This is a genomic window from Intestinirhabdus alba, from assembly GCF_009711095.1.
Taxonomy (GTDB): Bacteria; Pseudomonadota; Gammaproteobacteria; order Enterobacterales; family Enterobacteriaceae; genus Intestinirhabdus; species Intestinirhabdus alba.
In genome coordinates this window covers 34,162-46,567 of record NZ_WMJZ01000032.1, presented here as the reverse complement: position 1 = coordinate 46,567, position 12,406 = coordinate 34,162, and the positions used below count along the sequence as shown (strand labels likewise).

General features: G+C 60.1%; 13 protein-coding genes. 11 read left to right on the top strand and 2 right to left on the bottom strand.

Features of this window, described 5'->3' with window-relative positions; all coding sequences use genetic code 11:
* Positions 1-98, bottom strand: a 98-nt coding sequence (locus GJV78_RS23740) for a hypothetical protein (protein ID WP_230979186.1), incomplete at its 3' end; no start/stop codon positions are given.
* A gap of 208 nt (positions 99-306) precedes the next feature.
* On the opposite strand from GJV78_RS23740, the gene manA reads away from it, so the two are divergent.
* The 3 genes from manA (at position 307) to add (ending at position 4,269) form a co-directional block, all read left to right on the top strand.
* Entirely contained in the window at positions 307-1,482 is a 1,176-nt protein-coding gene (manA, locus tag GJV78_RS18750) for a mannose-6-phosphate isomerase (protein WP_155109741.1), read from the top strand.
* Between the two features lie 131 nt (positions 1,483-1,613).
* Positions 1,614-3,110, top strand: a complete 1,497-nt coding sequence (locus GJV78_RS18745) for a YdgA family protein (RefSeq protein ID WP_155109740.1) — start codon at positions 1,614-1,616, stop codon at positions 3,108-3,110.
* A gap of 124 nt (positions 3,111-3,234) precedes the next feature.
* A complete protein-coding gene (add, locus tag GJV78_RS18740; RefSeq protein ID WP_155109739.1) occupies positions 3,235-4,269 on the top strand; it encodes an adenosine deaminase in 1,035 nt (344 codons plus the stop codon).
* Here add and GJV78_RS18735 read toward each other — a convergent pair.
* Entirely contained in the window at positions 4,256-5,296 is a 1,041-nt protein-coding gene (locus GJV78_RS18735) for an oxidoreductase (protein ID WP_155109738.1), read from the bottom strand. The genes add and GJV78_RS18735 overlap by 14 nt on opposite strands.
* 378 nt (positions 5,297-5,674) lie before the next feature.
* Between GJV78_RS18735 and blr the strand changes: the two genes are divergently transcribed.
* From blr to rsxG, 8 genes are all read left to right on the top strand, one after another.
* Positions 5,675-5,800 carry a division septum protein Blr gene (blr, locus tag GJV78_RS18730; RefSeq protein ID WP_330998825.1) on the top strand — a complete coding sequence of 42 codons (126 nt, stop codon included), beginning with the start codon at positions 5,675-5,677 and terminating at the stop codon, positions 5,798-5,800.
* Between the two features lie 1,014 nt (positions 5,801-6,814).
* Positions 6,815-7,030 carry a transcription modulator YdgT gene (gene ydgT / locus GJV78_RS18725; protein WP_155109736.1) on the top strand — a complete coding sequence of 72 codons (216 nt, stop codon included), beginning with the start codon at positions 6,815-6,817 and terminating at the stop codon, positions 7,028-7,030.
* Between the two features lie 79 nt (positions 7,031-7,109).
* A complete protein-coding gene (locus tag GJV78_RS18720) occupies positions 7,110-7,550 on the top strand; it encodes a DUF2569 domain-containing protein (protein ID WP_155109735.1) in 441 nt (146 codons plus the stop codon).
* 76 nt (positions 7,551-7,626) lie between these two features.
* Complete coding sequence (gene rsxA / locus GJV78_RS18715) at positions 7,627-8,208, top strand: electron transport complex subunit RsxA (protein WP_155109734.1); 582 nt, start codon at positions 7,627-7,629, stop codon at positions 8,206-8,208.
* On the top strand, positions 8,208-8,786 hold the full coding sequence (gene rsxB, locus GJV78_RS18710; protein WP_155109733.1) for an electron transport complex subunit RsxB: 579 nt from the start codon (positions 8,208-8,210) through the stop codon (positions 8,784-8,786). The genes rsxA and rsxB overlap by 1 nt, the downstream gene beginning before the upstream one ends.
* Positions 8,779-10,722: an electron transport complex subunit RsxC gene (gene rsxC, locus GJV78_RS18705; protein ID WP_155109732.1), complete on the top strand. Its 1,944-nt coding sequence runs from the start codon at positions 8,779-8,781 to the stop codon at positions 10,720-10,722. Before rsxB ends, rsxC begins: the two co-directional genes overlap by 8 nt.
* Complete coding sequence (rsxD, locus tag GJV78_RS18700; RefSeq protein ID WP_155109731.1) at positions 10,723-11,781, top strand: electron transport complex subunit RsxD; 1,059 nt, start codon at positions 10,723-10,725, stop codon at positions 11,779-11,781.
* A 3-nt stretch (positions 11,782-11,784) separates the two neighbouring features.
* Positions 11,785-12,405 carry an electron transport complex subunit RsxG gene (rsxG, locus tag GJV78_RS18695; RefSeq protein WP_155109730.1) on the top strand — a complete coding sequence of 207 codons (621 nt, stop codon included), beginning with the start codon at positions 11,785-11,787 and terminating at the stop codon, positions 12,403-12,405.
* Position 12,406 lies beyond the last annotated feature (1 nt).

Genomic DNA, 12,406 nt, shown 5'->3' with positions numbered 1-12,406 from the left:
TCAGCGACGCTGACGTGTTCGGAAGTCAGCAGATAGTATTCGGTATCGTCCTGAGTGACGGGAAAAGGTTGCTGATAATAAAAGGATTTATTCGACATTAGACTCTCACTTACTGCGCATTCTGGTTATGCTGCGGGCCAACAGAGCCTTTGGCTCTCGCCGGGGAGAAATGCAAGGCAACATATTTTACACAATTATTTAACAAAAACCGAGAGCAGAACGCCGCTTTGTGTACTGAGGTTACTTCACCGGGGTTTCCTGCTTTAATAGCAGGATTCATTTTCACTTTGAAACAGGGCATGAATAATGCAAAAGCTTATTAACTCGGTGCAGCACTACGCCTGGGGAAGTCAAACCGCATTAACCGCGCTTTACGGCATTGAAAACCCCACCGGGCAGCCGATGGCGGAGCTGTGGATGGGGGCGCATCCAAAGAGCAGCTCCCGGGTGCGGCGCGCTGACGGCGGGATCGTCTCGCTGCGTGAGGTTATCGAAAATGACAAAGCTTCCCTGCTCGGTGCCGCCGTGGCCGAACGTTTTGGCGAACTGCCGTTCCTGTTCAAAGTGCTGTGCGCAGACCGGCCGCTCTCCATTCAGGTACACCCGAATAAACACAACGCTGAGATCGGTTTTGCCCGGGAAAACGCGGCGGGGATCGCCATAGACGCCGCCGAGCGTAACTATAAAGATCCAAACCACAAGCCCGAGCTGGTGTTTGCGCTGACGCCGTTTCTCGCGATGAACGCCTTTCGCGAATTTCCTGACATGATCTCCCTGCTGCAGCCGGTTGCCGACGCGCATCCCGCGATTGCCCGCTTCCTTGCGACGCCGGACGCGGAGCGCCTGCGCCAGCTGTTCGCCAGCCTGCTCTCTCTGCAGGGCGAGGAAAAAAAACGCGCGCTGGGGATACTGCGGACGGCGGCCAGCCACCGCCAGGAGGAGGCGTGGCAGACCGTTCGCCTGCTCGCCGGCCACTATCCGGACGACGGCGGCCTCTTCTCGCCGCTATTGCTCAACGTGGTGCGACTCAGCCCCGGTGAAGCAATGTTTCTGTGCGCCGAAACTCCCCATGCCTATCTGCAGGGAACCGCGCTGGAGGTCATGGCCAACTCCGATAACGTCCTGCGCGCCGGGCTGACGCCGAAATATATCGATATACCGGAGCTGACCGCCAACGTCAGCTTCGTGGCCCGCGCGGCGGATAGCCTGCTGACCGCGCCGGTACAAAACGGCGCACGGCTGGACTTCCCCATCCCGGTCGATGATTTCGCCTTCTCGCTGCATGAGCTTAGCGCCGGGGAGACGCCCCTGGCCCAGCGGAGCGCGGCGATCCTGTTCTGCGTTGAAGGCGAAGCGCTGCTAAGCAAGGACGACCAGCGGCTGCTGCTGAAGCCGGGTGAATCGGTCTTTATCGGCGCAAACGAATCCCCGGTCAGCGCCAGCGGTACGGGACGCCTGGCGCGGGTTTATAATAAGTTTTAGGCTCTGTCCGTTAGAGGGACACAGCTTAACAACGTGCTGAATTTTTTAACAATACTTGCTAAGCTGTCAGGAAGCACTTTTCACTTACCCAGGCGGAGTCTCCGCCTGAATTCATTTATGGACAAATAGATATGAAAAAATCGCTGGTAGCCGTGGGTGTGGTGGTGGTACTCGGCGCGGCCTGGACGGGCGGCGCGTGGTACACGGGTAAGAAACTGGAGGCCCATTTTGCGCAAGAGCTGCAGCGGGCCAATGAGCAGCTGAAGCTCACAGTACCGGAAGCCAATATAGCGCTTAGCTATCAGGACTACCGACGCGGGCTGTTCAGCAGCCGGATGCAGCTGGTGCTGTCACCGCTGGCAGGCGAAGGCTGGCTGAAGCCGGGACAGCGCGTGATCCTCGACGAGACGGTCGACCACGGCCCCTTCCCACTCGCCCAGCTGAAGTCCCTGAACCTGCTCCCCGCCATGGCCTCGGTAAAAACCACGCTGGTCAATAATGAAACCAGCAGGCCGCTGTTTGAGATCGCCAAAGGCGAAACGCCCTTTGTCGTTAACTCCCGCATTGCCTACAGCGGCGACTCCCGTTCGGCCATTTCGCTTAAGCCGTTAAGCTATGAGAAAGATTCTGAAAAAGTCTCCTTCAGCGGCGGCGAATTCCGCTTTGACGCCGACAAAGAGGGGAAAGTTTTTTCCCTTGCCGGCGAAGCTGAAAGCGGGCTGGTGGGCAGCCTGAACAAATATGGTCAACGGGTGCAGATCGCCTTCCACGGCCTGAAGGCCGACGGCACCAGCCGTCTGGCCAGCTTCGGCGGGTACACGGGCAACCAGAAACTCTCACTGGAGAACGTCGCCATCAGCGTGGAGGGTAAAGAGATGGCGCTGCTGGAAGGCATAGCGCTGGACGGCCGTTCCGATCTCGTTAGCGACGGCAAAACCATCAACAGCCAGGTGGACTACACCCTGGACAGCCTGAAGGTGCAGAACCAGGATCTGGGCGGCGGCAGGCTGACGCTGAAGCTGGGTCAGGTTGACGGCACGGCGTGGAACCAGTTCCGCCAGCAGTATAAAACCCGGACCCAGGCGCTGATGGCGCAGCCGGAGCTGATGGCTAACCCGGAGCAGTATAATAAGCTGGCCGCCGAGGCCATACTAGACTCCCTGCCTCTGCTGTTGAAGGGCGAACCGGTTATCACCATTGCGCCACTGAGCTGGAAAAACGCTAAGGGTGAAACGGCGCTGAACCTGTCGCTGTTCCTGAAGGACCCGGCGCAGGCCGGCGGCGAAGCACAGACACTGACGGAAGAGATAGATCGCGCGGTGAAATCGCTGGACGCGAAGCTGGCCATTCCAGTGGATATGGCCGTGGAGCTGATGACCCAGGTCGGCATGCTGGAGGGATACCAGCGGAAAGAGGCTGCCGATATGGCAAACAAGCAGGTTAACGGGCTGGCGGCCATGGGGCAGATGTTCCACCTTACCACCCTTGACAACAATACTATCAGCGCCAGCCTGCAGTACACCAACGGCCAGGTCACGCTGAACGGGCAGAAGATGTCGCCGGAAGAGTTTATCGGCCAGTTCGGTCTGCCGGCGCTGGACGCCCCCGATGCCCCGGCCTTTCCATAGTTATTAATGCTGGAAATACGCCGCGCGATCGAACATTCACGCGGCATTTTATTTCATCCCGGGAGAAAACCTCATTTTGTTGTATACTGACGTGCACTTTTATCCCCCTGACCGGAGTGCGCCCATGATTGATCCTTCCCTTCCGCTAACCGACGTTCACCGCCACCTTGACGGCAATATCCGCGCCCGGACTATCCTCGACCTGGGTCGCCAGTTTAACCTCACGCTTCCGGCGCGGACCCTCGACGCGCTGATCCCGCACGTTCAGGTGACCACCGCCGAGCCCGATCTGATGCGTTTTCTCGCTAAGCTGGACTGGGGCGTCAGGGTATTAGGTTCCCTTGACGCCTGCCGCCGCGTGGCGTTTGAGAATATCGAAGATGCCGCACGCTGCGGATTACACTACGTGGAGCTGCGCTTTTCCCCCGGCTACATGGCGATGGCTCACCGGCTGCCGCTGGCGGGCGTTGTCGAGGCGGTTATCGCCGGCATTGACGAGGGCTGTGCGGCCTTCGACGTCGTGGCACAGCCAATCGGCATTCTGAGCCGCACCTTTGGCGAGGCGGCCTGCCTGCAGGAGCTGGAGGCGCTGCTGGCCCACCGCGATCGCATTATCGCGCTGGATCTGGCGGGCGATGAGCCGGGATTTCCCGGCAGCCTGTTTGTAGAGCACTTTACCCGCGCCCGCGATGCGGGCTGGCATATTACCGTCCACGCCGGCGAAGCCGCAGGGCCGGAGAGCATCTGGCAGGCGATCCGCGAGCTGGGGGCCGAGCGTATCGGCCACGGGGTCAAGGCCGTAGAGGATCGCACGCTGATGGATTTTCTTGCCGACCGACGCATCGGCATTGAGTCCTGCCTGACCTCCAACGTACAGACCAGCACCGTCTCCTCGCTGGCGGTTCATCCGCTGAAAACGTTCCTTGAGCACGGCATTCTGGCCAGCCTGAACTCGGACGATCCGGCGGTTCAGGGAGTGGATATTGTGCACGAGTACAGCGTCGCTGCCCCGGCGGCGGGGCTGTCTCGCGAACAGATCCGCCAGGCGCAGATCAACGGCCTGTCCATGGCCTTTCTCAGCGACGCGGAGAAACGTGCGCTGCGCGAGAAGATCGCCGCCGCGCACCGGCCGGTCCGCAGCGGCGTCAGACCAGGCTGAGGGTCTCCCGGCGCTTTGCTGATTCGATGCCCAGCTCGATAAGCGCCATAATCTGAATCGCCTGGCTCGCCGGAACCGGATTTTCACCGCGGCCGTTCAGCGCATCGCGAATGCCCGCGTAGTAGGCCGGGTAGTTCCCCGGTACGGTAAGCCAGGTCTCCTCCACCTGCGTCTCCCCTTCTGCCCGCGTCAGCACGCCGTCGCGCATATCGTAGCCCCACTCCTCCCGGGGCGGGCGCTCGCCGCTCTTCAGCCGCGCCTCCTGCGGATCGAGACCATACTTGACGTAGCTGCCGCGGGAGCCGTGCACGATATAGCGCGCCGACTCCGCCGCCGCCAGCATCGTCCCGTGCAGAATCACCCGCCGCTGAGGCCAGCTGAGGACCGCATGAAAATAGTCCGTGGTCCGCGCGCCGGGGCGCAGCTGCGCCAGATCCACCGCCATGCTCGCCGGCAGGCCGAACAGGTTAACGACCTGATCCAGCAAATGCGGGGCCAAGTCGTACCAGATACCGCTGCCGGGGCCATCCTGCTCGCGCCAGCGGTCGCGGATCTGCGGGCGAAAGCGATCGAAGTGAGACTCCAGATAGGCCACCTCGCCCAGCGCACCGCTGGCCAGCAGCGCCTTCAGGGTGAGAAAATCACCGTCCCAGCGCCGGTTATGAAACACCGACAACAGCAGACCAAGGCGGCGGGCCAGCGCGTCCAGCTCGCGTGCCTGTGACAGTGTCACGGTAAACGGTTTATCCACCACCACGTGCTTGCCCGCCTCCAGCGCCGCTTTCGCCAGCGGGAAGTGGGTATCATTTGGCGTGGGTATCACAATAAGATCGAGGGTGGGATCGTTAAACGGCTGCTTTGCTTCGCTGTCCACCGTCACCTGCGGCCAGTCGGCCTTTACCTTTGCCTCGTCGCTGCTGACGATGGTCGCCAGCTCCAGCCCCGGCGTACCGGCAATCAGCGGCGCATGAAACGTCTTGCTGGCATAACCATAGCCAACGATCGCTACCCGAATGGTGTTACACATATGCTCGCCTCTGCCCCTTTCTTACTTTCGCCTGGTCGGTAATCTTAGTTTAATCGCTGTCTGCCGCTTCCGGGCATTATTTAACGTACGTCAAACAAAGATTCGTTATGCTATTTTTAGCAGCAAAAACAGGCAGAAAATTTTCTTGTGAAACTTGCTCTATAATTCAGGGATAAGTAACATCTGCGCTAAATAATGTCGTCTGCGCAGCGCCTTACCTCACCGGGTAAGGCGGATAAAGTCGGGTAATGCGCCAGCGCAAAAGCCGTCCGACGGCTGAGAACATTCGCCGGGCGGGAAGAACGCGGGAGCTTCCTCCCTGCCACCGGCGATAAGCATATTGAGTATATGGATAAAACAACGTCAATGACTTCATTAATAAATCGTCTTATTGAATTAACGGGCTGGGCCGCCGTCGCGCTGTCGGTAATCCTTCTTGGCGTAGCCAGCCATATAGATAACTATCAGCCGCCGGAACCAACGACGGCAGCTATGCACAAATAATCAGGAGCCTGGCTCACCAGGCGTTATTGGCGCAGCCCGTCTGGACACGGACAGCGCACACACGCAGTGGATGAGGATGATTCGCAAAGCTCATCCTGGCGGACGTTTAAAACGCGATGCGTTTTGGGCGAGCACTGTCGGGTCCGGAAAGGTATGAGAAATAGCCCTGATGGGCCAGGCTCTCGCTACCGCCGGATTTTTCTCGAGGTAAAATCTGGAAAAGACCGAAAACCAGTCGACCAGAGAAAAATATAGGCGATTGCTGGCCGTCACTTATTGCCAGCAGACCGGACGCAGGCTAACCTGTTTATTCCGACCCTCCGGTGTCGGAACCAAAGGTTAACTTTTTTAATGCTTAATATTTTTCCTGCTCTCGTTATTGGTAGGAATTTACTTATTATTTCATTTTATTTTCTGAATAATTCGGGTTGCAGAAGTTAACGTAAAGCGTTTTACATAGCGCCGGACGCTGGTCCTGAAAGAGTATGTCCGTCAGGTGAATCTCACGATAACACCACGATTAATCTGTCGGGCATGAAACGGGTCGCCTTCGGTAAGAGGACAGAGTCGTCCCTTGTTATCCCGGCACTTATCTCCACCAGCGTCGGGATAAACCTTATGACCGTAGGGAACAAATTTGCATGCCGCCGGTCGGAGCGTATGGATATACCTTAACGAGTTCAGGTTGCAGAACAAAACGCAGAGCGTTTTGCACAACCGTAGCGTAGACCCCGGGATCGGGTAAAGCCAACGCACATGCAGCCTGAAGTATAACGGGAATCAGCTCCGTAGCGCGAAGTTCGGCCCATATGCAACTCGAAATATAATGGGTACGCCAGGTGGTGTCCCTTAACCGTTGGTCAGCATCGCCGGTGGCTATTTAGCCTGCCGGCGTGGTGCAAGGTTCGGGTTATTCAGGATACACAACCCTGAATATCCCGCTCTGCGCGGCCTCCCCGGCTAAGAGACACCGCCTACATCATTGGTATTGTTATTAATTAGGGATCCCGCTTCATGACCGTTCAGGATTTTTTATTAAAATTCCGTAAAATCAGTTCGCTTGAAAGCCTTGAAAAACTGTTCGACCACCTTCACTACAGCCTTACCGACGATAACGATATCATTAATATGTATCGTGCCGCCGATCACCGTCGCGCGGAACTGGTTTCCGGCGGCCGCCTGTTTGACATCGGCTGCGTGCCAAAATCCGTCTGGCGCTACGTGCAGTAAAGGGAGTAGCGCCCGCCGGCAAAAGCTTTATAATAAGCGCCCCAAAAAGAACGCTATTCCCGGCAATTCTGGAGAAGATATGACCACAACACCGGCAGAACGCATCGGAGGCTGGCTGATTATGCCGCTCGCCTGGCTGCTGGTCGCTTTGCTGAGCGCCTCGCTGACGCTGTTTCTGCTTGTCGCCAGGCTGTTCACGCCGTCGTTTATATCGACCCTCAGCGCGCAGGGCCACCAGGGCCTGCTGCTGTGGTGCGCCTCACTGCTTACGACGGTGGCTATGTGGTCCTACACCCTGTGGCTGGTTATCGCCTTCTTTAAGCGTCGGCGCTGCGTGCCCCGACACTATATTATCTGGCTGTTGATCTCCGTCCTGCTGGCCCTTAAATCCTTTGCGTTTTCACCGGTGATAGACGGCGTCGCCGTACAGCAGCTGCTGTTTACCCTGCTGGCGGCCGCGCTGATGGCCCCTGGATTCAGACGCTCGGCGCGCGTAAAGTCAACCTTTGTGAACCCGTAATAACCTTACAGTTAACCTGTTGTCGCCTGCCGTTGATTATCAGATAATAGGCGGCTTTTTTCTTTCAGGCCGAAAAATGACTGATTATCTGCTGCTGTTTGTCGGAACCGTGCTGGTCAATAACTTTGTGCTGGTCAAGTTTCTGGGCCTCTGCCCTTTTATGGGGGTCTCCAGAAAGCTGGAAACCGCCATGGGGATGGGGCTGGCCACAACCTTCGTGATGACGCTCGCCTCCATCTGCGCGTGGCTGATTGATACCGGAATTCTGATTCCTCTCAATCTTATTTATCTGCGCACGCTGGCCTTTATTCTGGTTATCGCCGTGGTGGTGCAGTTTACCGAGATGGTCGTGCGAAAAACCAGTCCGGCGCTCTATCGCCTGCTGGGGATCTTCCTGCCGCTGATCACCACCAACTGCGCGGTGCTGGGCGTGGCGCTGCTGAATATCAACCTCGGGCATAATTTTCTCCAGTCGGCGCTGTACGGATTTTCCGCCGCCGTCGGCTTCTCTCTGGTGATGGTGCTGTTTGCGGCGATTCGCGAGCGCCTTGCTGTGGCGGACGTGCCCGCGCCGTTCCGCGGCAACGCGATTGCGCTGATCACCGCCGGTTTAATGTCTCTGGCCTTTATGGGCTTTAGTGGTTTGGTGAAGCTGTAATGAATGCTATCTGGATTGCCGTTGCCGCCGTAAGCCTGCTGGGCCTGGCGTTTGGCGCTATTCTGGGCTACGCCTCCCGCCGTTTTGCGGTGGAAGACGATCCGGTTGTTGAACAGATCGACGGGCTACTGCCCCAGAGCCAGTGCGGCCAGTGCGGCTATCCCGGGTGTCGTCCCTATGCGGAGGCGATCGGCAGCCAGGGGGAAAAAATCAACCGCTGCGCTCCCGGCGGAGAGGCGGTGATGTTAAAAATTGCCGGGCTGCTGAACGTTGAGCCGCAGCCCATTGACGGCGATGAACAGAGCCTCAGGCCGGTGCGGACGCTGGCGCTTATCGATGAGAATAGCTGCATCGGCTGCACTAAGTGCATTCAGGCCTGCCCGGTGGACGCCATCGTTGGCGCAACGCGCGCCATGCACACCGTGATGAGCGATCTCTGCACCGGCTGCGGCCTGTGCGTGGCCCCCTGCCCGACGCAGTGCATTACTCTCCGCCCGGTTGCCGAAACGCCCGACAGCTGGAAATGGGATTTAAACACCATTCCCGTACGCATTATTCCCGTGGAGCAACATGCTTAAGCTATTTTCTGCCTTCAGAAAAAATAAGATCCGGGATTTTGCCGGCGGCATTCATCCGCCGGAGATGAAGTCTCAGTCCAGCGGCACGCCGCTGCGACAGATTCCGCTGGCACCGCGCTTTGTCATCCCGCTGAAACAACATATCGGTGCCGAAGGCGAGCTGTGCGTCAGCGTCGGCGATCGGGTGCTGCGCGGCCAGCCGCTGACCCGCGGACGCGGCAGAATGCTGCCGGTACATGCGCCGACCTCCGGGGTGGTGGTCGCCATCGCCCCCCACTCCACCGCGCATCCTTCCGCCTTAGCCGAACTGAGCGTAATCATTGACGCCGACGGCGAGGACCGCTGGATCGCGCGCGACGGCTGGACAGACTACCGCACCCGCAGCCGCGATGAGCTGATCGCCCGCATTCACCAGTTTGGCGTTGCCGGACTGGGCGGTGCCGGTTTTCCCACCGGCGTCAAGCTGCAGGGCGGCGGCGACAAAATTAACACGCTGATCGTTAACGCCGCCGAATGTGAACCCTATATCACCGCTGACGATCGGCTGATGCAGGAGTGCGCCGCGCAGATCGTCGAGGGTATCCGTATACTTGCGCATATTCTGCAACCGCATGAAATCTTAATCGGTATTGAAGATAACAAGCCACAGGCTATTTCCATGCTGCGCGCGGTGCTGGCGGATTCGCAGGATATCGCCCTGCGGGTGATCCCGACGAAGTACCCGTCCGGCGGCGCAAAACAGCTTACTCAGATCCTGACCGGTAAGCAGGTGCCGCACGGCGGCCGCTCATCCGATATCGGCGTCCTGATGCAAAACGTTGGCACCGCCTATGCCGTAAAGCGGGCGGTAATCGACGGCGAGCCGCTGACCGAGCGCGTGGTGACGCTAACCGGCGAGGCGGTCGCCCGTCCCGGTAACGTCTGGGCGCGGCTGGGCACCCCCGTTCACCACCTGCTGAGCGACGCCGGATTCCGTCCTTCGGCCGGGCAGACCGTCATTATGGGCGGCCCGCTGATGGGGTTCACTCTGCCCTGGCTCGACGTGCCGGTGGTCAAGATCACCAACTGCCTGCTGGCCCCCTCCGCCAGCGAGCTGGGCGAGGCGCAGGAAGAAACGGGCTGCATTCGCTGCAGCGCCTGCGCCGACGCCTGCCCGGCCGATCTGCTGCCCCAGCAGCTCTACTGGTTCAGCAGAGGCCAGCAGCACGACAAGGCGACCGCCTACAATCTCGCCGACTGTATCGAGTGCGGAGCCTGCGCCTGGGTCTGTCCGAGCAATATCCCCCTGGTACGCTATTTCCGTCAGGAGAAGGCGGAGATCCACGCCATCCGCGAGGAAGAAAAGCGCGCCGCCGAGGCGAAGGCACGTTTTGCCGCCCGCCAGGCCAGACTTGAGCGCGAAAAAGCGGCCCGCCAGGCGCGCCATAAAAACGCGGCAGCACAGCCTGCGGCAAAAGATCGGGATGCGATAGCCGCCGCGCTGGCGCGGGTAAAAGCGAAGCAGGCGCAGGCGACTGAACCGGTTGTCGTTATGGCCGGTGAACGGCCCGACAACAGCGCGGTCATCGCCGCCCGCGAGGCGCGTAAAGCCCAGGCCCGGGTAAAACAGGCGCAGGCCGCCAGGCCCCAGCCCGACACGCAGAACGGCCCGGCGGACGATCCGCGCAAGGCCGCCGTCGAGGCCGCCATCGCCCGCGCAAAGGCCAGAAAGGCCGCGCAGCCCCAGCCCGACGCGCAGAACGGCCCGGCGGACGATCCGCGCAAGGCCGCCGTCGAGGCCGCCATCGCCCGCGCAAAGGCCAGAAAGGCCGCGCAGCCCCAGCCCGACGCGCAGAACGGCCCGGCGGACGATCCGCGCAAGGCCGCCGTCGAGGCCGCCATCGCCCGCGTCAGGGCCAAAAAAGCCGCACAGCAGCAGGTTGTTAACGAGGAATAAATGGTATTCAGAATCGCAAGCTCCCCTTACACCCATAACCAGCGGCAGACCTCGCGCATCATGCTGCTGGTGCTTTGCGCGGCGCTGCCGGGCATTCTCACCCAGCTATGGTTTTTCGGCTGGGGAACCCTGTTTCAGATTGCCCTGGCCGGCATCAGCGCCATAGCGGCCGAAGCGGCGGTGCTTAAGCTGCGCAGGCGGCCCGTTGCGGCAACCTTGAAAGACAACTCCGCGCTGCTGACCGGGCTACTGCTGGCGGTGAGCATTCCGCCTCTCGCCCCCTGGTGGATGGCGGTCTGCGGCACCGTTCTGGCCGTCGTCATCGCCAAACAGCTGTACGGAGGGCTTGGACAAAACCCGTTCAACCCGGCGATGATTGGCTACGTGGTGCTGCTTATCTCCTTCCCGGTGCAGATGACCAGCTGGCTGCCGCCGCGGGAGCTGGCCGCCTCCGCGCCCGGTTTTTCTGACAGCCTGCTGGCCATCCTCACCGGGCATACCGCCAGCGGCGGCGATATGAACTCGCTGCGGATGGGCATCGACGGCGTCAGCCAGGCGACGCCGCTCGACACCTTTAAAACCTCCCTGCACGCTGGCCACCCGGTTGAGCAGATAATGCAGGCTTCGATCTTTCGCTCTTCGCTGGCGGGCGCGGGCTGGCAGTGGGTCAATATCGCCTGGCTGGCGGGCGGCCTGCTGCTGCTGTGGCAAAAGGCTATTCGCTGGCATATTCCTCTGAGCTTTCTGCTTTCGCTGGCGTTGTGCGCCACCCTGGGCTGGCTCATTGCTCCGCACTCCCTGGCCTCGCCGCAGATCCACCTGCTCTCCGGGGCGACGATGCTCGGCGCATTTTTTATTTTAACCGACCCGGTAACCGCCTCGACCACCAACCGTGGTCGCCTCATTTTCGGCGCGCTGGCCGGGGTGCTGGTCTGGCTTATCCGCAGCTTCGGCGGCTATCCGGACGGCGTGGCCTTTGCCGTCCTGCTGACCAACATTACCGTTCCGCTGATCGATTACTACACGCGCCCCCGCGTGTACGGACACCGCAGGGGATAAACTATGCTGAAAACGATTCGGAAACATGGCATCACGCTGGCGCTGTTTGCCGCCGGCTCCACGGGGCTGACCGCCGCCATTAACCAACTGACCAAAGCAACAATCGACGAGCAGGCCGTGATTCAGCAGAAGGCGCTGTTCGATCAGGTGCTGCCCGCCGATCGCTATGACAATCCGCTGCAGGCGAGCTGCTATCGGGTGAACGCGCCGGCGCTGGGCAAAGGCGAGCATCGCCTCTATATCGCCCGGCGGGGAGACAGGCCGGTAGCGGCGGTAATGGAAGCCACCGCTCCCGACGGTTATTCCGGCGCGATCCGGCTGCTGGTCGGCGCTGACTTCAGCGGCACGGTAACCGGCGCACGGGTTACAGAGCATCATGAAACACCGGGCCTTGGGGATAAAATTGAGCTGCGCCTGTCGGACTGGATCCTCCACTTCAGCGGCAAAACCCTCAGCGACGCCGGAGACCGCCGCTGGGCGGTTAAGAAAGACGGCGGCGATTTCGACCAGTTTACCGGTGCCACCATTACCCCGCGGGCGGTGGTTAACGCCGTTAAACGCGCCGGTCTGTACGCCCGTACGCTGCCGGCGCAGCTTCCTCAGCTTACCGCCTGCGGAGAGTGAT

Bases quoted from the DNA above. Each gene is read 5' to 3' on its own strand.
- manA (WP_155109741.1), top strand. From the start codon at position 307: ATGCAAAAGCTTATTAACTCGGTGCAGCACTACGCCTGGGGAAGTCAA.
- rsxB (WP_155109733.1), top strand. From the start codon at position 8,208: ATGAATGCTATCTGGATTGCCGTTGCCGCCGTAAGCCTGCTGGGCCTG.
- rsxA (WP_155109734.1), top strand. From the start codon at position 7,627: ATGACTGATTATCTGCTGCTGTTTGTCGGAACCGTGCTGGTCAATAAC.
- rsxC (WP_155109732.1), top strand. From the start codon at position 8,779: ATGCTTAAGCTATTTTCTGCCTTCAGAAAAAATAAGATCCGGGATTTT.
- GJV78_RS18720 (WP_155109735.1), top strand. From the start codon at position 7,110: ATGACCACAACACCGGCAGAACGCATCGGAGGCTGGCTGATTATGCCG.
- GJV78_RS18745 (WP_155109740.1), top strand. From the start codon at position 1,614: ATGAAAAAATCGCTGGTAGCCGTGGGTGTGGTGGTGGTACTCGGCGCG.
- rsxD (WP_155109731.1), top strand. From the start codon at position 10,723: ATGGTATTCAGAATCGCAAGCTCCCCTTACACCCATAACCAGCGGCAG.
- rsxG (WP_155109730.1), top strand. From the start codon at position 11,785: ATGCTGAAAACGATTCGGAAACATGGCATCACGCTGGCGCTGTTTGCC.
- add (WP_155109739.1), top strand. From the start codon at position 3,235: ATGATTGATCCTTCCCTTCCGCTAACCGACGTTCACCGCCACCTTGAC.
- ydgT (WP_155109736.1), top strand. From the start codon at position 6,815: ATGACCGTTCAGGATTTTTTATTAAAATTCCGTAAAATCAGTTCGCTT.
- GJV78_RS18735 (WP_155109738.1), bottom strand. From the start codon at position 5,296: ATGTGTAACACCATTCGGGTAGCGATCGTTGGCTATGGTTATGCCAGC.